The organism is Microcoleus sp. B4-C1 (assembly GCF_036705285.1).
GTDB lineage: Bacteria > Cyanobacteriota > Cyanobacteriia > Cyanobacteriales > Microcoleaceae > Microcoleus.
In genome coordinates this window covers 1-20,497 of record NZ_JAUBUC010000053.1, presented here as the reverse complement: position 1 = coordinate 20,497, position 20,497 = coordinate 1, and the positions used below count along the sequence as shown (strand labels likewise).

The following is a 20,497-nucleotide window of genomic DNA, read 5'->3' as shown; positions in this document are numbered from 1 at the left end:
TTGCTCCTATTTAATAAGCGTTTAGTCGATCGAGCTATTTCAAAAGTAGTTTATTGCTCAATTTTCCCGATCCCCCATTCCTCTAGCAAACTCCTCAAGCGCATCCAAAGGTGAAGCAAACAAAATGCAGCGTTTAAGCAAAGACAAGTCTAACTCAGGTAGCACTTCGCTGCTAGTAATGCGATCGTAACCTTCCTCTCGCAGATGGTAAAGCTCTAAAGTGCCATCTTCCCAAAACCAGACTTCCGGGACTCCCATCAGTCGGTATTTCTGAAGTTTAATCGGACTACCGCTAGTAATGACTACCTCAATACACAAATCGGGAACATCTTTATCTGTTCCGAAACAATAAGACAAATCTGCCTGATACTCGACTTTCCCCTCAACAATTTGACTGTAACTGCCACTCGGAAAAAATTGTATTCTATTAAATTGAAAAAAATTGATCAATAGCGCTGCAATCAGACATCTAATTGCCTCGTGAGCTTTACTAATTCCCACAATTTCTAGAACTCCATCACAATAAAATAAACGTACATTCGCCACGTCTTCAAAGCCAGCTTGAATAGCCTTAAATTGATGCCATGTCAAACCGCGCCAAGTGAAACGTTGTTCGACTGCGGGAGAAGTGGTTGGATTGTCTACAGTTTGAAGCATGATTTTTTTATTGATGTTCAAAATGGTAGCGGGGTGGGCGGGTTTACGAAATCGTTACTTTTAGGCATTGATAGTTGGTAAAACCCGCCCCAACGGTTAATTTTAGCTCAGTGGATCGATTCCTGCCAAATCCAAAATTTGAGGAATTAAATCTTCTCGTTTGACGGCCATCATGTGAACTCCTTGACAAATCTGCCGCGCTAGCTTGACTTGTTCGGCAGCAATTTTTATGCCTTCCTGCAAGGGTTCTGGAGCTTTAGCCAAACGGTCGATCGTCTCTTGTGGGATGTGAACTCCCGGCACGTATTTTTTAATAAATTCAGCATTTTTAGCAGATTTAAACAAAAATATTCCTGCTAAAATTGGTTTGTTGCAGCCCGCAGCAATATTGTGCATAAACTTATCTAAAAGTTCAAAATCTGTTATTAATTGACTCTGAAAAAACTGTGCTCCAGCCTCTACTTTTTTCTCAAATCGACTTTGCAAACCAGACCAACTGGGGCATTGCGGATCGACGGCAGCACCGACAAATAAATCAGTAAATCCGTCTGTTAAAGGTTTGTCATTCCAGTCTTTGCCGCCATTCATTTTTTGAATAACTTGCAATAGCCGAACTGATTCCAAATCGAATACACTTTTTGCTTTAGGATGGTCGCCCGCTTTGACGGGATCGCCTGTAAGTGCCAATACATTGCGGATGCCTAAAGCGTGGGCTCCCATGAGATCGGCTTGCAGGCCAATTTGATTGCGATCGCGACAAGCAACTTGACAAATTGGCTCAATTCCGTGCTGCACTAAAATCGCCGAAACTGCTAGGGGGCACATTCGCAAAACTGCGCGACTCCCGTCTGTGACATTAATGGCGTGCACTCTGTTTTTGAGGCGTTCAGCCATTTGAATTGTGTGAGTCATGTCGCCGCCTTTTGGGGGGGCAACTTCGGCGGTAATTATAAATTCTCCGGGGGTGGTGCAGGCTGTGCGAAAACGGTTCATGATTATTTGTCTGTTATTGGTTATTTGTTATTTGACAGTTGACTGTTGACTGTTGACTGTTGGCAGTTGTTAGTGGGCAGTTGGCACTTGTCATTTTTAACAACTAACCAAGAACAACTAACAACTAACAACTAACAACTAAATAGGTAAAGAATAACCGAAAGCTGTCTTCACCTTGGTTAGAGTTTGATTAGCAATAGCTTCTGCTTGTTCTCTTCCGCGACGTAGTACAGACTCTAAATATCCCGGATCGTCCATTATTTCCTTGTATTTATCCTGAATTGGTTTGAGGGCATTAATTGTCGTCTCTGTCAGCAAGGGTTTAAAATCTCCCCAACCCATGTTTTCACATTCTGTGGCTACTTCTTCCTTAGATTTGCCGGAAAGCAGGAGATAAAGTGTCAGCAAATTTCTAGCTTCGGGGCGATCGGGGTCGTCAAAAGTCAACCCCCGCACGGCATCGGTTTTGCAGCGCTTGATTTTTTTGGCGATCGTATCTGGCGAATCCAATAAATTAATTCGACTTTGTTCGGAAGGGTCAGATTTCGACATTTTGCGCGTGCCATCTGTCAAACTCATCACCCTCGCACCGTCAGTCCGAATTAACGGTTCGGGAAGTTTCAATACTGGCTTTTCGGGTGTGCCGAATTGGTGATTTAATCTGATGACAATATCGCGGGTGAGTTCCAAATGCTGTTTTTGGTCTTCTCCCACTGGCACTTTGTCGGCATCGTAAAGCAAAATGTCTGCTGCCATTAACACGGGATAATTTAGCAAACCGGCGTTGACATTTTCACCTTGTTTAACTGCTTTTTCTTTAAACTGAATCATATCTTCGAGCCAGTTAATCGGCGTAATACAGTTGAGCAGCCATGCTAGTTCTGTGTGCGCCGAGACGTGGGATTGCACGAAAATAGTAGAATATTCTAAATCGATGCCGCAAGCTAAATACAGTGCGGCGATCGTGTAAGTGTCGGAGGCTAGAGTTGCTGGATTGTGCGGTGCGGTAATTGCGTGCAAATCGACTACGCAGAAGTAATTTTCGTACTGACTTTGATTCTCTACCCAGTTGCGAATGGCACCGAGATAATTGCCGAGGTGAAGATTGCCGGTTGGCTGAACTCCAGAAAGAACGCGCTTTTTGCCCATGAGGAAAGAATAGAATAGAATTCACATTTCTATATTGACACGTTATTTCAATTTCAGAGCCTCTAATTTTCTGGCGGTTGACTGTTGACTGTTGACTGTTGACTGTTGACTGCTGACTGCTGACTGCTGACTGCTGACTGTTGACTGCTGATAACTAACAACTGACAACTGACAACTGACTAATTACCAATCTGTCAGCAACCTTGCTTTCCGCAAAACAAATGTCAGAACAGTTTCTTCGCCGGTAATAATATCGGCTCTGCCTTCCATTCCCGATTGAATCGAATACTGGCGGCGGACATTAGCCTGGGGGTTGCCGAAGAATTGGCCGTTGGCGGATTTGAGATTTGTTAAATAAGTTTGTTCGGGCTTAATTGCCACTTCGTAATAAGCTGTACCTAAATTATTAGTGGGATTTTGAGTGGCGATCGCATCTGGGGCGATTTCGCTGACAGTTCCTTTTAATGTGCCGTAATCGGGGAAAGGCAAAGCCGAAATCCTGATCTGTACGGGTTGGCCGATTTGGATGCGGGCGATATCTTGGGATGTCACCTTGGCTTTGACTACCAGGGGTACGTCGCTGGGGACGATTTGGGCGATCGCACTGCCGGCTTGTACGGTTTGACCAGTATTTCGTACTTCCAATCTGAGAATTGTACCATCAGCGGGGGCGCGGATTACGCTATTTTCGAGTTTTAACTCAATTTGATTTAGTTCTTTTTTAGCTTGAATTAATTGTTGTTGAAGGGACGATCGCTTGACGAGCAAAACCCGCCGACTTCGGCCCAGTCTTTCGGCGACATCCGGCAGCGGTGTGGCGATTTTTACTAAAGCGGATTCGATTAATTCCTGTTGGGCGGAACTTTCACTTTGGATGCTTTTAAATTGGGCGCTGGCCAAAATTTGATTTTCTAAGTCGCGCAGTTGCTGGTTGATTTGCTGTGCTGTGGTTTGAGACTGATTAATTATTTCTTCTAACTGTTTTTTTTGAGCGCCCAAACGCGAAGCGTCTATAACTGCGATCGCATCTCCTTCTTTTACTGTCTGATTCTCTCTGACAGCAATGCTTTCGACGGTTCCTTCGGTTGCTGCTTGCACGACGCGCACTTCTCCGGCTGGACGGACGATCGCGTCTGCTTTGACTGTAGCGCTGTATTTGGTGACGCTAGCGAGGGCGATCGCCCCGCCAAAGGTCGCCACCATCAAAATGCCCCCCAAAGTCGTCCAGCGGCTGACAGGGGGCAAAAACTGGTCGTTATCAAAGGTTTCAGCGGGTGTGGCTTCGGGAGTGAGAGACATGGCGGCAAGGGGGAGAGAGGAATAGTTTGGAGTTTGGAGTTTTGAGTTGGGGGGGAGGGAGAGATCGCTGATTTGTTTTGTCACTTTTACTCTCACCTTTCCGGAAACCAAGAAGAGGTTTAGAAGTCTAAATCAAAATTCACAGGGTAAAGGTAAAAATCCGCACAGCTTTGCCGTTCCCACCCACAACTTCGCCAAATATCAAGAGGAGTGAAGCCAGCGGGCTACTGTCATTCGATTTTAGATTTTAGATTTTAGATTTTGGATTGACTTGCGCGAGATAAATGCTCTTTCTTGAGGATTTTCGATTTGGGATTGATTCCACGGATAAATCACGTGGCGGGTACCACCTTTGAAATTCGTGGTCATGAAAATACGGCGTTTCCGCCATAACTTTTGGCGCTGTTACCGGGTTTTTACTGTATGCGTAGGTAGTAAGTAAGTACATAGGTATCAATAGGAGTTATTTATGCCAGAAAACCAACAAGGTTCACTCTTCATCGAACTAACCGATGGAGAATCTGCTACTGTCAACGGTGGCTGCATTACCAGCGGTGTTAGTAGCGCTAATAACAACAGCGAGACGGATAACAGCAGCAGCTATGGCCTGAATATGCTGTTTTTCCTGCCACCGCCTAGGCAGTTTTATCTGTACGATCCGAGCCGCGATCGCCCTTACCCAACTCTAGTGGTTTAGATAGCTGAGTCAAGTTGTGCGATCGAGTAAATTTTGAAATTTTATCAGTAGTATTCCGGAGGTCGTACAGAACCACAAGAAGTATTACTCAGTATTTACACTAGGGTCTAGAAATTAAATAATATTTCTAGTTTTCCTTCAATTTTATTAAGTTAAACGGAGTCCAATCATGAAAGAAACAAAGGACAATTCACTGTTTGCTGAACTTACATCTGAAGAATCAGCTAGCGTCAACGGCGGTCACTATTATGCCAATCGATACAATTGTCACCGGCAGCGGCGCAGTTGGGTCGTGTACCGCCGGAATTACGACGGTTCATACAGAAGAGTAGTCCGCTACGCCTACTACTAAAGTTTAGTGCTAGTCAATTCAGATTTATAACTGTGGAATCGAGAAAGCACCCATAACTTTATGGGTGCTTTTTGCTGATTGGGTAGTTGGTGATGAGTAATCTTCTTTATGCTCTACCATTATTCATTTTGCAAAATGTTAAAGAACATCCCTTTGATCGGCAAAGTGCCATTATTCGGACAAGTTAACAGGTTTAAGAAATATCACGTTGTTCTCCAGCAGAGCGAAGAAGATTGCGGGGCGGCTTGTTTGGCTTCGATCGCGAAATTTTACGGACAAAATTTTACTATTAGCCGCTTGCGAGAATGTGCGGGCACCGACCAAAAAGGGACGAGTTTACTTGGCTTGAAACAAGGTGCTGAGGCGATCGGCTTTAATGCTCGATCGGTGCGAGCAGCCGCTGCAATTTTAGACAAGCTCGATGATGCCCCTCTACCGATGATTATTCACTGGAGCGGCTCTCACTGGGTTGTTTTGTACGGAAAACAGGGCAACCAATATGCGATCGGCGATCCAGCCGTCGGTATGCGCTATGTTTCTAAAGCAGAATTATCAGCAGCTTGGACAGATTGGCTGTGCTTGCTAGTAGAACCCGATGCTGAGCGGTTTTTTGCAGCAGCAGAGGGTCAACCGCCCGCCAATTCTTTAGAAAAATGGATGCGCCGGATTGGGATTTATCGCCCGCTTTTAATGGAAGCATTTTTGCTAAATGCAGTGTTGGGTTTGCTGTCAATTTCTTCGCCTTTTCTAGTTCAAATGCTCACCGACGACATCCTGGTGCGGGGAGACAGACAACTCCTGGCAAGCGTGGCGATCGCAGTTATAGTTATGAACCTTTTTAGCAGCAGTTTAGGATTGGTAGAGTCGAACTTAATTGCTCAGTTTTCCCAGCGTTTAGAATTGGGATTGGTGATGGAATTCGCGCGCAAATTCCTGCGATTGCCTTTGAGTTTTTACGAAACCAGACGCAGTGGCGAAATTGTCAGTAGATTACAAGATATCCAAGAAATCAATAAATTAGTTTCTCAAGTCGCTATCAGCTTGCCTAGTCAATTTTTTATAGCTGTAGTTTCTTTTATTTTTATGTTATTTTACAGCAAGGAACTGACTTTAGCAGCTACAGCTATAGCTCTGTTAATGACTGCCTCTACAGTGGTATTTCTGCCCGTATTGCAGCAAAAAACGCGCAGTTTATTTGTGCTGGAAGCAGAAACTCAAGGCGTTTTAGTAGAAACTTTTAAAGGCGCGCTGACGGTCAAAACTACTACCAGCGGTCAGCAACTTTGGGAAGAATTTCAAACCCGCTTCGGTCGCTTAGCAAAGCTGAATTTCCGCACTACACAAATTGGCATTCTCAACAATATATTTTCGGGTTTTGTTGCCTCTGCTGGCAGCATTACTCTGCTGTGGCTTGGTAGCGGTTTAGTGATTGACAAGGTATTGAGTATCGGTCAGTTGCTAGCGTTTATTAGTATGAATCAAAACGTTACTACTTGGGTAAATTCGCTCGTAGGATTTACTGATGAAATGACTCGCGTGCAGACAGCAACTCAAAGGCTGTCGGAAGTGATCGATGCTGAACCGGAAACTAAAGACAATACGAATAAACCTTTTGTAACTATTCAAGACCGCGACGGTATTGTTTGCAAGAGTGTTAATTTTCACTACCCCGGCAGACTTGACTTGCTGGAAAATTTTTCTGTCACATTTCCCGGCGGTCAAGCAATTGCTTTAATCGGCCATTCCGGCTGCGGAAAAAGTACGCTCGCAAAAGTAATTGCTGGTCTGTACCCGCTGCAATCTGGTAATATTAGAATAGGCGGTTACAACTTGCAGGATTTGTCTCTCGACAGTCTCAGACAGCAGGTTGTATTGGTTCCCCAAGAAGCGCATTTTTGGAGCCGTTCGATTCTAGAAAATTTTCGATTGGGCAGTCCAGATATCAGCTTTGAACAGATTGTGAAAGCGTGTAAAATTGCGGGCGCGGATGAATTTATCAGCCAATTGCCGGATAAATATCAAACTGTTTTAGGAGAGTTTGGAGCGAATATTTCTGGCGGACAAAGACAAAGATTGGCGATCGCCCGCGCCATTCTCAACAACCCACCAGTATTGATTTTAGACGAATCTACCGCAGGGCTTGACCCCGCAAGCGAAGCGGAAGTTTTAGAACAGTTGTTGATGTATCGGCACGGGAAAACGACGATTTTTATCAGTCACAGGCCGCGAGTGATCGATCGCGCCGATTGGATTATCATGTTAGAACGCGGCCGGTTGAAAATGCAAGGCTCGGCTGCAAAATTGCGATCGATTCCCGGAGATCATTTAGAGTTTTTGCATCCTTGAGCGAGTTAATAAAACAACAGGTTGAAATCTGTCGCTACACAAACAACACCGGGATCATCTCACTTTTGCACCCCACCCCAACCCTCCCCGAACCGGCAGGGAGAAAGTAAGAAATTCACAAATGCTGCGAGGATTTCTATATCGTTGGCGGTTGCATGGGAATAATAAAATCGAGTCAACAGTTAACACTCAACCATTCAGTTTTTCGACCTGCCCGTCAACAGTCAACAGTCAACAGTCAACAGTCAATAGTCAACAGTCAACAGTCAACAGTCAACATTTATGATGAGTGCAACCGGAATTGAGATCACTCATGACTAATAACTTCTCTAAGATTCTTGAGCCAAAGTACATCGATCGCACAATCCGAAAAACTCCAAAGTGTGATAATAAATTTTGAAAGAATGAGATTGTTGTAGTTGGCTTTCTAAGTGGTGGACGGGGCATTCGTCGATCGTAATTGACGCGCCACATTCCAGACAAGTTAAGTGATGTTGATCTTGGTGGGCGGCACCGTACAGAGACTCGCCACTAGCAAGCGTTCTGACGTGAACGAACCCCTCTCGCTTTAAACCGTCGAGGGAGCGGTAAACGGTTGCTAGGCCCATGCTTTGGTCGCTGTTACGCAGTTCTAAGTAGATATCTTGCGCTGAGAGCGCTCGATTCAGGACTTTGAGCAAGTTTAAAATACGCTCCTGACTGCGGGTGCGGTTGGTTCTCATAATTTTTTTGTGTAATCTGCTAGAGTCAAATCTGTCCCTATTTCTAGGCTATCTTACTTGGGCCAACCAAATGGCGATCGGCGCGCAGCTCGGTTGTAGAATACAATGGGGCTAACTTTCACATCACCTACGGCAACATTCCCGTGACTCAGAAATATCTTGCCCAAATCTATGTTACCCTCCGCCCTTCTGTTTTAGATCCCGCCGGCACTGCCGTACAGTCTGGCTTGCAACACATGGGATACGACAATGTTGAGCGTGTGCGTATTGGGAAATACGTTGAATTGACGCTGACTGCTGCTGGTGAGTCGGAGGCCCGCGAACAACTCGATCGCGTTTGCGACCAACTTTTGGCCAATCCAGTGATTGAAAATTATCGCTTTGATTTGACTGAAATTCCTGTTGCTGTGGAGACAGCGGCGGCATAAATGCGATCGTCCCTAGGGTGTTTTGAAACCCGGAGATCCCCCCTAACCCCCCTTAATAAGGGGGGGACAAGAGGTTCTCAAAATCTCTGTTAAAAAGCGGGCACTCGGAACACTCAAAGTCAACCCCTACTCCCCTTATTAAGGGGGATTTAGGGGGATCTAGACTTTGATATAAGAGAGAAAAACATAAGATTTCAGTCTTATGTTGACACCTCTTCCTTCTTCCTGACATCCGTTACATCCGTTACATAATCCGTTGCCGAACTTCCTTCTTCCTTCTTCCTTCAGCTTATGAAATTTGGAGTTATTGTTTTTCCGGGTTCAAATTGCGATCGCGATGTGGTGTGGGTGACTCAAGGGTTACTCCACCAACCGACGCGGATGATTTGGCACGAAGATACCGATATTTCGGATATTGATATCATTGTAATTCCCGGTGGTTTCAGTTACGGAGATTATTTGCGGTGCGGCGCGATCGCCCGTTTTTCTCCGGCGATGCGGGCTACTGCGGAACACGCGAAACAAGGAAAGCTTGTATTGGGCATCTGCAACGGTTTTCAGGTGTTGACTGAAGCTGGTTTGTTGCCCGGTGCTCTGGTGCGGAATGCGGGATTGAATTTTATTTGCGATCGCGCTTCTTTGAAAGTCGAACGCGGTAATACTCGTTGGACTGCGGCTTATACTACGGGTGAAATTATCGATTTGCCGATCGCCCACGGTGAAGGAAACTATTATGCTGATGCGGATACATTAGCAGAGTTAGAAGAGCACGATCAAGTGCTGTTTCGCTATTGCACAGAGGCGGGCAAAATTAGCGATGCTGGGAATCCCAACGGTTCGTTAAATAATATTGCCGGTATTTGCAATCGCCAAGGCAATGTATTAGGAATGATGCCGCATCCAGAACGGGCATCCGATCCGATGTTGGGCGAAACTGATGGGGTGAAATTGTTTCAAGGGTTGCTGATGGCAACTGTTGCTGCTGTTTTGTAGTTGATATTTGCGGTGTCTATGATTTTAGGAACAGGCAAGATGCCTGTTCCACAGTAGATTAAATTTGTTGTGGGGAGTAGGGGTTGGGCATCTTGCCCGCCCAAAATCAACAGGCTTTCCGGCCTGTTCCACAACAGATTAAATTCATCTACAAATAGACATCTCCAATAATTACTGTGCAACAGGCATCCTGCCTGTTCTTGACAAGCTTTAACTGGTTCCCAGGCGCCAGCCTGGGAACCTATATCCAGAGGCTCTGCCTCGCTTTAAAGCGACGCACCTACCAAATTAAAAATGCTAAAATGATTTGAAAGTCAATACATCGGAGAACAGTCCTATGCCTTCACCCTTTCCTGGAATGGACCCCTACTTAGAACACCCCGATTTCTGGCAGGAAACTCATCATTGGTTAATTTCTGCGATCGCGGCATTCTTAGTCCCTCAAATTCGCCCTAAATATGAGGTGGCAATCGACAAACGAATCTATGAAATTACCGATCCAAATGACAGTAACAGCGACTCCCTTTTAGTAGGTATCCCCGATGTCGCGATTAAGCGTCAATCTAATAACCCGAATATTCCTACAGGTTCAGTTGCCACTTTAAATATAACACTTCCGACTACCGTCAAAGTGCCGGCTCCTGAAAAAATTAAACAGACTTACCTGGAAGTGAGAGAAATGGCAACGAAACAAGTTGTCACCGCAATTGAAATTCTTTCTCCTGTCAACAAACGTAGTGGAGAAGGAAGAATTACTTATCTCAAAAAACGCCAGAGTATTTTAGGTAGCTTAACCAATTTAGTCGAAATCGATTTACTACGAAAATGGGAATCTATGCCCATTCTTAATAATTCTATTCAAAGCGATTATCGGGTTTTGGTCAGTCCCAGTAATCGCCGTCCGTTTGCCGAACTTTATGCTTTTAATCTCCGCGATTCTCTACCTATATTTCCGCTTCCCTTGCGCGAGGAAGATGTAGAACCTATTGTTAATTTCCCAGAAATATTTGCAGGTGTTTACGATCGCGCTGGCTATGATTATCGGATCGACTATAATCAAGAACCCGTACCGTCTCTATCGGAAGAAGATCGGGTTTGGGCTACCCAACTTTTGCAAGAAAAAGAACTTCGAGATAATTAATTATATTTTACTTTATATCGTAGGGTGCGTCGCCATCGACAATCTCTAAATTAACTTGAAATTTTCGCAGCGACGCACCCTACAAATATCTCGCATCTTAGCTATGATAATTTACGCAATATTGTTTCTATCGTCACATCTGGCAGACCAAGCAACTGAGCGATTTGGCATGGTTCGATACCTTGACTGTGCAACTTACAAACGACATCAGCAACATCAATTTCGAGTCGTTCTATCTGAGTTTTGAATCTGGATTCAGTGGCGTATTTGTTGTCAGATTTGCTAGGCCCAGAAGGACAGGGGTTGAAGTTGAGTGTCTGAACGTATTCAACGTATTGATGAATATAATCTCTACCGAAATTTGAGTTATTACTGGAGGTATTGCTAATATTTCTACGATCGATCGCAGCTTTGAGATTGCCTTTTTGCATCTCTTCATCCATCACTGCGGAAAGACTTTTGAGTAGCTTGTAGCCGACTTCTCGGACATATTTTGTAGTGTAGCGGGTGTCGCGGGCGATCGTTTCGTAGGTTTTGCCATCATACATTCCCTGCAACACTAACTGTTGTAGCGTGTTGAGATGTTTGCCTGTTTTCTCAAATATTAGACCATCGACCAATTTCAGCAGTTCGTTTTCGTCAGGGACGGCTTGCAACGGGCGATCGTCGTTGGGCTGCATGGGTTAAGTGAAGAAATATAAAGTTAAGGAAACTTCGGGCTTTTTCAGTCTTTTTCGGGCTTTTTCAGCCATGACATAGATGAGACAGGTGAGGTAGATTTCTTAAATCACCAACACAAAGCAACAGTGTATGCCTGACAATTTAGCTTTGCTGGACAAGAACGATGACATATTGAACGGTAGCAGCGCCACGAATCAAGCGGATTGCGGCTGTGGCTCGAAAAAAGCCACGACTCAAGAGACGGTATCGAATGCTCAGAATATCCAGAATATCTTTAGCTTGGGAAGCAACGATACGCTAGAAAGTTCGATCGCGCCAGACTTTTTGAATGGTAACACGGGAAAGGACTTTATCTCCGGTAGTGTTGATGGGGATATCGGGCGATCGGCTTCTCAAGTCAGCAGTGGCTCACTTTCTGCCGATGGTGGTGCATATATTTTAACCGAGCAAAGTGACACATTTACGATTCCCCTTGGCTTGCTGGATACTCTCATAGGCGGTTTGCGGGGCTTAGGAGGTGCAGATTCCATTACAGGCTCCGAATCTGGGGATATCATCTATGGCGACGAAGGAAATGACCGAATTGAGGGCCAAGGTGGTGATGATTTGCTGTACGGCGGCTTGGGAAACGACTTTCTCAGTGGCGGTGCGGGCCAAAACGGTCTGCTTGGCGGTCCGGGTGCAGACACCTTGCAGGGTGGTGAAAGTGCCGATGGTGTTAACGGAAACGCAGGTAATGACGTAATTTTTGGTGCCGGCGGAGACGACTTTTTGCGGGGTGGTCGCGGTAACGATATTATCAATGGGCAAGATGGCGATGACTTCCTGATTGGCGATTTGGGCAATGACACCCTGACTGGTGGTGCGGGTCAAGATATATTTTTTCTGCGCTCTGAGGCGGCTTTAGGCTCTCCTACGTTTGACTTAATTACCGACTTTCAAAGAACGATCGATTTCATCGGACTTAGTACAAATCTTAGGGAATCCGATATTGTTTTGGAGTCGAAAGTGCAGCCGTCTGGTGGTTCTGCTGTGGATATTAAAGTGGCTGCAACAGGGGCTTTGTTAGGTACTGTTTTGGGAGTGACACCAGATGATTTAAAAGGTCGATTCAGACCTTATGATGTGGAACCCGATCGTCCTGATCAGGTGGCGACGATTGATATACCAGACGTGACAAAGCTATCTGACAACAGATTCCAGATGGAATTTCCGGCGAGTGATGGTAGTAAATATACAGTAGTTTTTCAAGATGATGCTGACGGACGTTTCGTAGAATCAGTTATATTTGTACCCAATCGTACAACGGGTGTTCGTGGTAGTACAACGCGCTGGAATCGAGATGGTACACAGGCGGATGTCACTCTTGAAGGCTCTAATGAAACTGTGCGAGTTGAGAATCAACAGAGTCAAGAAACTGGAAAGCCGGATCAAGGTGTTATATCGCGGCTCAAAGATGGTCAGATTATTGACACTGTAACTTTTCCTCTGCCACTGGAGCCGACCGTACCTACTAATCCTGAGCCACCAGTTACTCCTCCCCCAGTTGGGCCAGATTTTGCGACAAATTGTGAGCCGCTTAGAAAGTTCTGTGAAGGAACTGGCAAAGTGGGTAAAGTCGTTAGTTTTGCTGCTGATGCTTTAGCGGTTACTGGTTTGTTAGCTGCTCCTGTGAGCGGAGGGACCAGTCTATTAACAATTGAACCACTTGCTTTAGGCTTGAAGGGAGTATCGGAGGCTTTAAAAGTCGTTAAGTACAGTTGTATATTACTTACGGGTAGTGATAGTGATTTAGGTTCGGCTCTGATCAAAGATATTGGCAAAGATGCAATTAAAACAATTGCCAAATCAGGAGAACTTGCAGGAGACGTAGGCAAAGGTACAGAAGCTATTTTAAAGCTAATTATATCTACGGCTGGAGTCATTGATTCATTTCAGAAAAAGGAGCCAACAGCTTCTAAAACCAATTTTTTGCCTCAGATCCGAAAGTTTCTTACTAAAAAGTATAATTTTCCATTTGACTTTTGCGATAAACCTGCGACTACTCCTGAACCAACACCAACTTGTTTAGGAGGAGCTTTAAACATTAAAGTAGAACTCATCCCTGACCGCATCCCCTATGGACAAACGGCACAATACACAATGACATACTGCGATCCAATAAACGACATAGACAATTTTCTCGTAGAACTTGATACAGCAAGTGGAACACAAACCAAAATCATTCCCGTTTCCTCTTCCAGTGGCACGATAAGTTTTGGGATACGAAACAAGCCAAACGCTTTTGGGGACTGTGTTACATCAGGTCAATCCGTGAGCGTTACAGCTAGAAGTGGCAATCGTGACTTAAATTCTATTGGAAATTTCACAAATTTTGGTCTTGATGGTGGATTACGTGATGGCCCCATTTCCAGTTACTGTGATGTAGAGTTGGTTTAAGGGCGATCGGGTTTTTTGTGGATGGGCGATCGGATTTTTTGGGGATGGGCGATCGAATTTAAGAGAAATGTGCGATCGAGTTTTTGGGTTTATTGGGCGATCGAATTTGAGAGAAATGTGCGATCGAATTCGATTTGTTAGTCCGTTAGTTTGTCCGCGCAGGGAAAGCCAGTTGGTTTGTCCGCGAGTCCGCCAGGGAATGAATTCCCTGTCTCATAGCGAAAGTCCTCTGAAAGAGGACTGAAGAGTTAGTTGATGTGTATCGGTTTCATGCCAATTTTCAGTCGGTTTCAACCGACTTTAGCTATGAGACGGGGGTTTCAACCCCCGGCGGGCTGTGTCACAAAGCCGACAAATTTTCACTCGATTTCAGGGCGATCGAATTTGAGAGAAATGTGCGATCGAATTTTTGTGTTGATTGGGCGATCGGGTTTTTGGGTTTATGTGCGATCGGGTTTTTTGGTTTATGTGCGATCGGATTTTTGGTTTATGTGCGATCGGATTTTTGGTTTATGGCCGATCGAATTTGAGAGAAATGTGCGATCGAATTTTTGTGGATGGGCGATCGAATTTGAGAGAAATGTGCGATCAAATTTTTGTGGATGGGCGATCGGATTTGAGAGAAATGTGCGATCGAATTCGATTTGTTAGTCCGTTAGTTTGTCCGCGCAGGGAAAGCCAGTTGGTTTGTCCGCGAGTCCGCCAGGGAATGAATTCCCTGTCTCATAGCGAAAGTCCTCTGAAAGAGGACTGAAGAGTTAGTTGATGTCTATCGGTTTGAGGCGAATCTTTAGTCGGTTTCAACCGACTTTAGCTATGAGACGGGGGTTTCAACCCCCGGCGGGCCGTGCTTTAGCTATGAGACGGGGGTTTCAACCCCCGGCGGGCTGTGTCACAAAGCAGACAAATTTTCACTCGGTTTCAGGGCGATCGAATTTGAGAGAAATGTGCGATCGGGCAATAAGTTGTTAACCAATAAGTGATTAATAGGAACCCGATTAGTGCGCTCATTACTTGTTTCTCGGATTCTATCAGGTTCAAAAAGATTGTGAGTAAAATAAACGGGTTTTGCATCATTTGTTTTTGTAAGTGAGTCTGGTCAAATGTTGGTAACATATTTTTTGGGATAGGCAAGCGTGTAACAATTATGCGGCCTATCTTTTTTTACCACCACACAGATCAATCCTTACCCCGTCTGGATTTAGGGCGGGTTGTCACCCCCCCAGCACACTAACAATCCTATTTTTTAATAGTCGCTTGCAAATAAAGCAGCGGGTCTTCAGCAACCCAACCCAAACCCGAATTGTACCGAACTTCAAAATGCAAATGAGATGGCGGAATGTCCCGTTTTCCCGTCATCCCGACAGTTCCCAAAACTTCTCCAGACTGCACTTTTTGACCGACTTTTACCGCAATATCTTTCAAATGAGCGTAGCGCGTTTGCTTCCCTGCTTGATGGTTCACCACCACTAAATTCCCGTAATCCCCCTGCGGCCCGGCAAAGGCGACAGTCCCCTCGCCCGCCGCCAAAACCTGCGTACCCTCCGACGCCAAAAAATCTACGCCGCTGTGGAAAAAAAATTCGCGCCGCGCCGGATGCAATTGCCGCCCGTAACCCAAAGCTTCCACTGCTGGGGCCGGCAGCGGAAATCCTTGCACCGATGGCGTTGCATCGGGATTGATAGAATGCCCGATCGACCTATTCACCGCTGGCACAAACACCGTTTTCCCCAAAGGTCTGCACCCATTCGCCTCAAATAGCAAATCTGCAGGCACTTTGTAAGCTTCTGCCAGTTTTTGCCAATTCGAGCCCGCAGGCACTTCAACCTCGATGCCACTGTACGGAGGAATGACGATCGCACTTCCAGCAGATACTCCACCGCCCCGCAACATCGGATTTATCCCGATCAGCGCCGCAGGAATCACATTGTACTGCCGCGCGATGCTTTCTATTGTTTCGCCCTGGGCCACCGTGTGGCGGCGCAACCGAGACCTAGCCGGACTCGGGCAATCGCGGGCGGGGTCGGGGTTTTCTACAGGTGTACCTAAAGGAAGATTTGCAGGTGGGATTTCGGTATTTGCCGCCGTTTTCTCAACGGGTGCGATCGACCAAATTAGTGCAAAAATCAGCAGAAATAAGCGTTTCAAAGTCATTATGTACATAAAAAAGTATTCATTTCGGACAGTTGACAATTTTAAAATCCTGTAAAATTGCATATTTACAAGCTCTAGCCACCCCCCAGACTGTAAATCCCAGGCTAAGCCAAGTTAGGATGAGAATTATTAGTTTGATTCGCTCTTGGCAAATCCGGCAAAATTGCCTGTGATGCCGATGGGCGCCTGCCTGTTAACAGCTATGTTCTTGAGGAAGCGGTACGCCCCGCCCCGCTTCCTTCCCGTCGCCAAGACAAAAATGCTTGATTCGGAACCTGTCTGCGGGGATGAGGTATTTAGCGGGAGTTATTAAATGAGTTTATCTTTTAAGCAAGCGACCCTTTATGTGACTCTGCTGTCAATCGGCGGAGGTATGGGATGGTTGGGAAATCGCTATCTGCAAGGCTCAAACAATCTGGAAACCGGATTGGTTTTGCCAGTAGTACGCCAGCAAATCCCCCCCTATGCGTCTCCTCCAGTTCAGGAAAATCGGGCAGTCGATCGCAGCAATCCCAATTTTATTGCTGAAGCAGCCGAAAAAGTCGGCCCGGCTGTAGTGCGGATTGACGCATCAAGCAAGGTGGCTAATCAAGTGCCTGAAGCATTCAAAAATCCTTTGTTTCGTCGGTTTTTTGGGGAGAATTTGCCGCAGCCGGAAGAACGAGTCAAGAGAGGTACGGGTTCCGGGTTTATTCTCACTTCTGACGGCCGCATCGTTACTAATGCTCACGTTGTCTCCGGGACGGATACTGTCAAGGTGACGCTCAAAGACGGCCGCGAGTTTGAGGGTAAGGTGCAGGGAGTCGATCCGCTGACGGATGTCGCTGTGGTTAAGATTAATGCTAAGGAACTGCCGCAGGTGGCTTTGGGTCGCTCGGATAATATTGTACCGGGACAGTGGGCGATCGCGATCGGCAATCCTTTAGGTCTCGACAATACCGTGACTGTGGGCATTATCAGTGCTACGGGTCGATCGAGTTCTCAAGTCGGCATCCCCGACAAGCGAGTCCGCTTCATCCAAACCGACGCCGCCATCAACCCCGGCAATTCTGGTGGCCCGCTGCTCAATGACCAAGGCGAAGTAATTGGCATCAATACCGCCATTCGCGCGGACGCTCAAGGCTTGGGATTTGCAATTCCGATCGAAACCGCCAAACGAGTTTCCGATCAGCTATTCGCCAAAGGTAGAGCCGAACATCCCTATCTCGGCATTCAAATGGTCAGCTTGACAGCAGCCACCAAGGCCGAACTCAACAAACAGCTCGATAGTAATAAAATTACCCTCGATCGAGGCGTAGCCGTGGCGCGAGTCGTGGAAAATTCCCCCGCTCAAAAAGCCGACTTGCGTCCCGGAGATGTCATTCTAAAAGTTGACGGAATTGCGGTTAACACTCCCGGTGACGTGCAAGAACGGGTGGAAAACACTGCTGTGGGCAAAGAACTCGAAGTGGAAATTAACCGTTTGGGTCAAGTTCAGAACATTAAAGTACGTCCGGGTGCTTTTCCCCTATCGGGTAGCTCCGCCGGTGGGTAATACCATTTTCGATTTTCGATTTTCGATTTTCGATTTTCGATTTTCGATTTTCGATTAAAGCATTAAGAATGATTTACTGCATAAGGATTTGGAGCTTATTTACAGTTGCATTCTTTTTTGAAATTGGTATTAGTTGCAAGGGTGGAGGATGGAAGATGAATCTGATGCTTTATAGTCCTGGAAGCAGTAACCGGGTTTTTTCACCAAAAGCCTCGGTGTAGCGCTAGGGATATCCGGTTAACAGCCCGGTTTCTTAATTCCCTGTGCCTCCATGATTCAGGATTATGGATTTTTCTGAACAACTTTCATCTTTCTGGCTTCCCCAACCCGTTGATCTTTTTACTTGTCTTTGGGTGAGTTTGGTTGAATCGAGCTGGTGCTTGCTAAATTTTCTTCTAGGTGCATCCTCTGCTCCATTTGCCTCAAAAAATAGCCTGTCATCATCGCTGAAGCTAGCAAACCTGCTAAGTTTTCGCGATCGGTGGTAATTTCGACGTTAAAATTTTCGGAAGGCAAAACGCCGACAAGTCCTTGAACGTTATGAGAGATTATTTCTCTGATGTCGGGGCTCACAGACTTGGCGACGCGGGCTAGAACCTCCGGGGATTGGTGTTGGAGGTACTTCAGCAGTGGATTGACTGCGGTTTGTTGGGCATTGGATGTGTCAAAGTCAGGGTGAAAAACCATTTGGCGATTCTTAATTTCTGGCTGGTTACATTCTACTTCAAACTACTCGTCATTGCTTGGGTACAAATTTGCCTGAAAGTCAATTTGCAATTGTTTTGGCAGTTGGTCTACTTGAAAGTACCGATGAAATTTCTCGGTAACTTGTAACCAATATGACCGCCCCTCACTCGGTCGCCGTTTGCGGACGAAACCCATTTCTACCAGTTCCTGCACTTGTTGGTAAGCTCCTGAACCACGCAAGTTAACTAAATCTGGCTGAGCGATGCCGCCTTTGAGGGCGATCGCAGCCAGCGTCCGCAAAGCTCCCACACCTAATTCTGGAGGTATTAAAGTTTGCATTAAACTGGCAAACTCTTCTCTGAGTTGCAGGCTGTATCCTGTGGGGGTTTCGACGACTTCTAATGCACTGTCGCGGTGGGACGAGTCAGACATGAGTTCGATGATGGCGTCTTCGGCTTGGGCTCGATCGCACTTGGCAATCTCGGCAATTTCTGCGATCGACACTGGCTGACCTTTTAAGTAAAGTATGGCTTCTATTGTTGTGGCTAAGCGAGTCATTTGGGAATTAGTAATGAGGAATTGGGACGTTGAAAGAAGAAGGAAGAAGCAAGAAAGAAGAAGGACTCAGGAAAACAACTGTTATCCCTCTTTCCGTAACTTCCGTGTCGTGAATAATGAGAGTTAGGAATAAACATTCCCCTTACACAAATTATTAATAGTGTAGGTTAGGTTGAGAAACAAAACCTACACTATTAATTTTCTTTTTTTATATCAATCCGAGACGCAGGAATATATAACGTTTCTAGCTCTCCTGAGCTTATGGTAAAATATATCAACCAATACAGATGACGGGGCTAGGACCGATTTTTGGTAAAAAAATATGGGGTCAGTCTTGTTAAGAAGCCCCATCAGTTAAAAATGTTACCTCAATCATACCAAATTTGTTTCCAACAGCAGCTCAAAAACACCGAATACTTGACTGTGACTATTTTAGTTTTTCTGCTCCCAACCCATAAACAAGTGAGTATTGAGTTATTGGCGAAATTGATGCCATACCCAATCATGTTTGAGAGCCGACGACGTTCTATTCAACGATTTCTCAAGCTACCTATCCTCAAGATTGAAAAGCTTTGGTTTCCTGTGCTTAAATATATCTGGAGAACTCAATTTAAAAAGAAACAAGAGTTGAAGGTCGCCATTGATAGAACGCAGTGGCGAGATAAAAATATGTTGATGATTAGCCTGATTGGGGACAAGAGAGCTTTACCGTTGTAGTAGCAGATATTGCATTCGCTGTGGCTGTAGCAACATCCGAGAACAACAAAGCTTAATCTGCCCCATTCTTGGTCTGCTAAAAAATTATAAAATGGTTCTTTTAGGAGACGCCTGAATTTGCGAGCGTTAAGCTGGCAAGTGGGCTGTGTGAAAAGAACATAAGGTGTGTTTTGAGAGTAAAACAGGGACACTATATTCAAGAAGAAGGAGAGGAATTTAAGCGGTTGAGTGAGTGGGGTTTCGTAGCAGGTACGAGCTTTTATTGGACCGGAGTTAAAATCAGCAGCAAGAATGTGGCTATTTGGCTGTTTTGAGGTCGCTGGTTATGGGTAACGAAAATATCGAAATAGTGGCGAAGATGAAGGCTGGTATTTACTCACCAATATCAGCAAATTGAAACAAGCTGTAACAGCGTTTAAATGTCGCAGTGGTATCGAAGCAATGTTTAAGGACTGTCAAACCGTCGGCTATAATCTTGAAAAGAGTTACCCTTGTGACGACCGCCTCAAAACTTTAATATTATAAAACTTTAATATTTTTAATAGCTTTAGCTTATAGTTGCTTATAGTTGTGCGATTTTACAAGGACACAAGCTCAAGCTTATGGGAATTCCGAAATAGATCGGTCGCCTTACGGTCGTCGAGGCGATCGCAACGCCGTCATAGTAGCTTTTGAATTGGATTATACGGTCAATCGTGGGCGCAGCGAAGCGGAGGGAGCTTTGCCATGCACCTATTGCGGAATTGATGAAAATTAGACGCAATCAGCTCCTATTCCCTCAGATTAGCAACCCGGACTTTTAGCAACGGAAAAAGCAATAGTATCCCAGTGATGCCACTGCGTCTTTGTAGAGACGGAAAAAAAATAAGGGTAAAAAACCCTGAAGACTGCAGAGAAATTAAGTCATCATCATCACCATGTAGAAAGAGAGGTCAAGCCCTCGGTCTATT

The 20,497-nt window shown here is 45.4% G+C and carries 19 protein-coding genes; 10 read left to right on the top strand and 9 right to left on the bottom strand.

What is annotated here, in order from left to right; genetic code table 11:
• Positions 1–57: 57 nt before the first annotated feature.
• From QUB26_RS20255 to QUB26_RS20240, 4 genes are all read right to left on the bottom strand, one after another.
• Positions 58–657 carry a Uma2 family endonuclease gene (locus QUB26_RS20255; RefSeq protein ID WP_333319411.1) on the bottom strand — a complete coding sequence of 200 codons (600 nt, stop codon included), beginning with the start codon at positions 655–657 and terminating at the stop codon, positions 58–60.
• Positions 658–759: 102 nt separating this feature from the next.
• Positions 760–1,650, bottom strand: a complete 891-nt coding sequence (locus QUB26_RS20250) for a methylenetetrahydrofolate reductase (RefSeq protein ID WP_333319409.1) — start codon at positions 1,648–1,650, stop codon at positions 760–762.
• 138 nt (positions 1,651–1,788) lie between these two features.
• A complete protein-coding gene (gene trpS / locus QUB26_RS20245) occupies positions 1,789–2,799 on the bottom strand; it encodes a tryptophan--tRNA ligase (RefSeq protein WP_333319407.1) in 1,011 nt (336 codons plus the stop codon).
• A gap of 183 nt (positions 2,800–2,982) precedes the next feature.
• Positions 2,983–4,182: an HlyD family secretion protein gene (locus QUB26_RS20240; RefSeq protein WP_445299629.1), complete on the bottom strand. Its 1,200-nt coding sequence runs from the start codon at positions 4,180–4,182 to the stop codon at positions 2,983–2,985.
• Between the two features lie 385 nt (positions 4,183–4,567).
• Here QUB26_RS20240 and QUB26_RS20235 point away from each other — a divergent pair, with 385 nt between their 5' ends.
• From QUB26_RS20235 to QUB26_RS20225, 3 genes are all read left to right on the top strand, one after another.
• On the top strand, positions 4,568–4,795 hold the full coding sequence (locus QUB26_RS20235) for a secretion protein HlyD (RefSeq protein ID WP_333055472.1): 228 nt from the start codon (positions 4,568–4,570) through the stop codon (positions 4,793–4,795).
• A 169-nt stretch (positions 4,796–4,964) separates the two neighbouring features.
• Entirely contained in the window at positions 4,965–5,147 is a 183-nt protein-coding gene (locus QUB26_RS20230) for a hypothetical protein (RefSeq protein WP_333055473.1), read from the top strand.
• Between the two features lie 135 nt (positions 5,148–5,282).
• Positions 5,283–7,493, top strand: coding sequence for a peptidase domain-containing ABC transporter (locus QUB26_RS20225; RefSeq protein ID WP_333246357.1), 2,211 nt, complete (start codon positions 5,283–5,285; stop codon positions 7,491–7,493).
• 329 nt (positions 7,494–7,822) lie between these two features.
• On the opposite strand, the gene QUB26_RS20220 is transcribed toward QUB26_RS20225, so the two are convergent.
• Complete coding sequence (locus tag QUB26_RS20220; protein WP_242715401.1) at positions 7,823–8,215, bottom strand: Fur family transcriptional regulator; 393 nt, start codon at positions 8,213–8,215, stop codon at positions 7,823–7,825.
• A gap of 143 nt (positions 8,216–8,358) precedes the next feature.
• Here QUB26_RS20220 and purS point away from each other — a divergent pair, with 143 nt between their 5' ends.
• The 3 genes from purS (at position 8,359) to QUB26_RS20205 (ending at position 10,777) form a co-directional block, all read left to right on the top strand.
• The gene (gene purS / locus QUB26_RS20215; RefSeq protein ID WP_333042010.1) at positions 8,359–8,643 is read left to right on the top strand and encodes a phosphoribosylformylglycinamidine synthase subunit PurS; all 285 of its coding nucleotides are present in this window, start codon (positions 8,359–8,361) and stop codon (positions 8,641–8,643) included.
• Between the two features lie 291 nt (positions 8,644–8,934).
• The gene (purQ, locus tag QUB26_RS20210; RefSeq protein WP_333319405.1) at positions 8,935–9,636 is read left to right on the top strand and encodes a phosphoribosylformylglycinamidine synthase subunit PurQ; all 702 of its coding nucleotides are present in this window, start codon (positions 8,935–8,937) and stop codon (positions 9,634–9,636) included.
• Positions 9,637–9,973: 337 nt separating this feature from the next.
• A complete protein-coding gene (locus tag QUB26_RS20205) occupies positions 9,974–10,777 on the top strand; it encodes a DUF4058 family protein (protein WP_333319403.1) in 804 nt (267 codons plus the stop codon).
• A 101-nt stretch (positions 10,778–10,878) separates the two neighbouring features.
• Here the strand turns inward: QUB26_RS20205 and QUB26_RS20200 are convergent, their stop codons facing one another.
• Positions 10,879–11,457 (bottom strand): hypothetical protein, encoded by a 579-nt coding sequence (locus QUB26_RS20200; protein WP_333319400.1) that lies wholly within the window; start codon positions 11,455–11,457, stop codon positions 10,879–10,881.
• Positions 11,458–11,587: 130 nt separating this feature from the next.
• On the opposite strand from QUB26_RS20200, the gene QUB26_RS20195 reads away from it, so the two are divergent.
• Both QUB26_RS20195 and QUB26_RS20190 read left to right on the top strand, forming a co-directional pair.
• A complete protein-coding gene (locus QUB26_RS20195; RefSeq protein ID WP_333319398.1) occupies positions 11,588–13,897 on the top strand; it encodes a calcium-binding protein in 2,310 nt (769 codons plus the stop codon).
• A gap of 306 nt (positions 13,898–14,203) precedes the next feature.
• On the top strand, positions 14,204–14,548 hold the full coding sequence (locus QUB26_RS20190) for a hypothetical protein (RefSeq protein WP_333319396.1): 345 nt from the start codon (positions 14,204–14,206) through the stop codon (positions 14,546–14,548).
• A 588-nt stretch (positions 14,549–15,136) separates the two neighbouring features.
• On the opposite strand, the gene QUB26_RS20185 is transcribed toward QUB26_RS20190, so the two are convergent.
• Complete coding sequence (locus QUB26_RS20185) at positions 15,137–16,051, bottom strand: M23 family metallopeptidase (RefSeq protein ID WP_333319394.1); 915 nt, start codon at positions 16,049–16,051, stop codon at positions 15,137–15,139.
• Between the two features lie 313 nt (positions 16,052–16,364).
• On the opposite strand from QUB26_RS20185, the gene QUB26_RS20180 reads away from it, so the two are divergent.
• Positions 16,365–17,585 (top strand): HhoA/HhoB/HtrA family serine endopeptidase, encoded by a 1,221-nt coding sequence (locus tag QUB26_RS20180; protein WP_333319392.1) that lies wholly within the window; start codon positions 16,365–16,367, stop codon positions 17,583–17,585.
• A 339-nt stretch (positions 17,586–17,924) separates the two neighbouring features.
• On the opposite strand, the gene QUB26_RS20175 is transcribed toward QUB26_RS20180, so the two are convergent.
• Positions 17,925–18,272 carry a DUF760 domain-containing protein gene (locus tag QUB26_RS20175; RefSeq protein ID WP_006635907.1) on the bottom strand — a complete coding sequence of 116 codons (348 nt, stop codon included), beginning with the start codon at positions 18,270–18,272 and terminating at the stop codon, positions 17,925–17,927.
• A gap of 42 nt (positions 18,273–18,314) precedes the next feature.
• The gene (gene scpB / locus QUB26_RS20170) at positions 18,315–18,830 is read right to left on the bottom strand and encodes an SMC-Scp complex subunit ScpB (RefSeq protein ID WP_333319390.1); all 516 of its coding nucleotides are present in this window, start codon (positions 18,828–18,830) and stop codon (positions 18,315–18,317) included.
• A gap of 360 nt (positions 18,831–19,190) precedes the next feature.
• Here scpB and QUB26_RS20165 point away from each other — a divergent pair, with 360 nt between their 5' ends.
• Positions 19,191–19,547 carry a hypothetical protein gene (locus QUB26_RS20165; RefSeq protein WP_333319388.1) on the top strand — a complete coding sequence of 119 codons (357 nt, stop codon included), beginning with the start codon at positions 19,191–19,193 and terminating at the stop codon, positions 19,545–19,547.
• Positions 19,548–20,497: the final 950 nt, after the last annotated feature.

Bases quoted from the DNA above. Each gene is read 5' to 3' on its own strand.
- QUB26_RS20190 (WP_333319396.1), top strand. From the start codon at position 14,204: ATGAGACGGGGGTTTCAACCCCCGGCGGGCTGTGTCACAAAGCCGACA.
- QUB26_RS20225 (WP_333246357.1), top strand. From the start codon at position 5,283: ATGTTAAAGAACATCCCTTTGATCGGCAAAGTGCCATTATTCGGACAA.
- QUB26_RS20255 (WP_333319411.1), bottom strand. From the start codon at position 657: ATGCTTCAAACTGTAGACAATCCAACCACTTCTCCCGCAGTCGAACAA.
- QUB26_RS20180 (WP_333319392.1), top strand. From the start codon at position 16,365: ATGAGTTTATCTTTTAAGCAAGCGACCCTTTATGTGACTCTGCTGTCA.
- QUB26_RS20205 (WP_333319403.1), top strand. From the start codon at position 9,974: ATGCCTTCACCCTTTCCTGGAATGGACCCCTACTTAGAACACCCCGAT.
- scpB (WP_333319390.1), bottom strand. From the start codon at position 18,830: ATGACTCGCTTAGCCACAACAATAGAAGCCATACTTTACTTAAAAGGT.
- QUB26_RS20235 (WP_333055472.1), top strand. From the start codon at position 4,568: ATGCCAGAAAACCAACAAGGTTCACTCTTCATCGAACTAACCGATGGA.
- QUB26_RS20185 (WP_333319394.1), bottom strand. From the start codon at position 16,051: ATGACTTTGAAACGCTTATTTCTGCTGATTTTTGCACTAATTTGGTCG.
- QUB26_RS20250 (WP_333319409.1), bottom strand. From the start codon at position 1,650: ATGAACCGTTTTCGCACAGCCTGCACCACCCCCGGAGAATTTATAATT.
- QUB26_RS20195 (WP_333319398.1), top strand. From the start codon at position 11,588: ATGCCTGACAATTTAGCTTTGCTGGACAAGAACGATGACATATTGAAC.
- QUB26_RS20175 (WP_006635907.1), bottom strand. From the start codon at position 18,272: ATGGTTTTTCACCCTGACTTTGACACATCCAATGCCCAACAAACCGCA.
- QUB26_RS20200 (WP_333319400.1), bottom strand. From the start codon at position 11,457: ATGCAGCCCAACGACGATCGCCCGTTGCAAGCCGTCCCTGACGAAAAC.
- trpS (WP_333319407.1), bottom strand. From the start codon at position 2,799: ATGGGCAAAAAGCGCGTTCTTTCTGGAGTTCAGCCAACCGGCAATCTT.
- QUB26_RS20220 (WP_242715401.1), bottom strand. From the start codon at position 8,215: ATGAGAACCAACCGCACCCGCAGTCAGGAGCGTATTTTAAACTTGCTC.
- QUB26_RS20165 (WP_333319388.1), top strand. From the start codon at position 19,191: ATGTTACCTCAATCATACCAAATTTGTTTCCAACAGCAGCTCAAAAAC.
- QUB26_RS20230 (WP_333055473.1), top strand. From the start codon at position 4,965: ATGAAAGAAACAAAGGACAATTCACTGTTTGCTGAACTTACATCTGAA.
- purQ (WP_333319405.1), top strand. From the start codon at position 8,935: ATGAAATTTGGAGTTATTGTTTTTCCGGGTTCAAATTGCGATCGCGAT.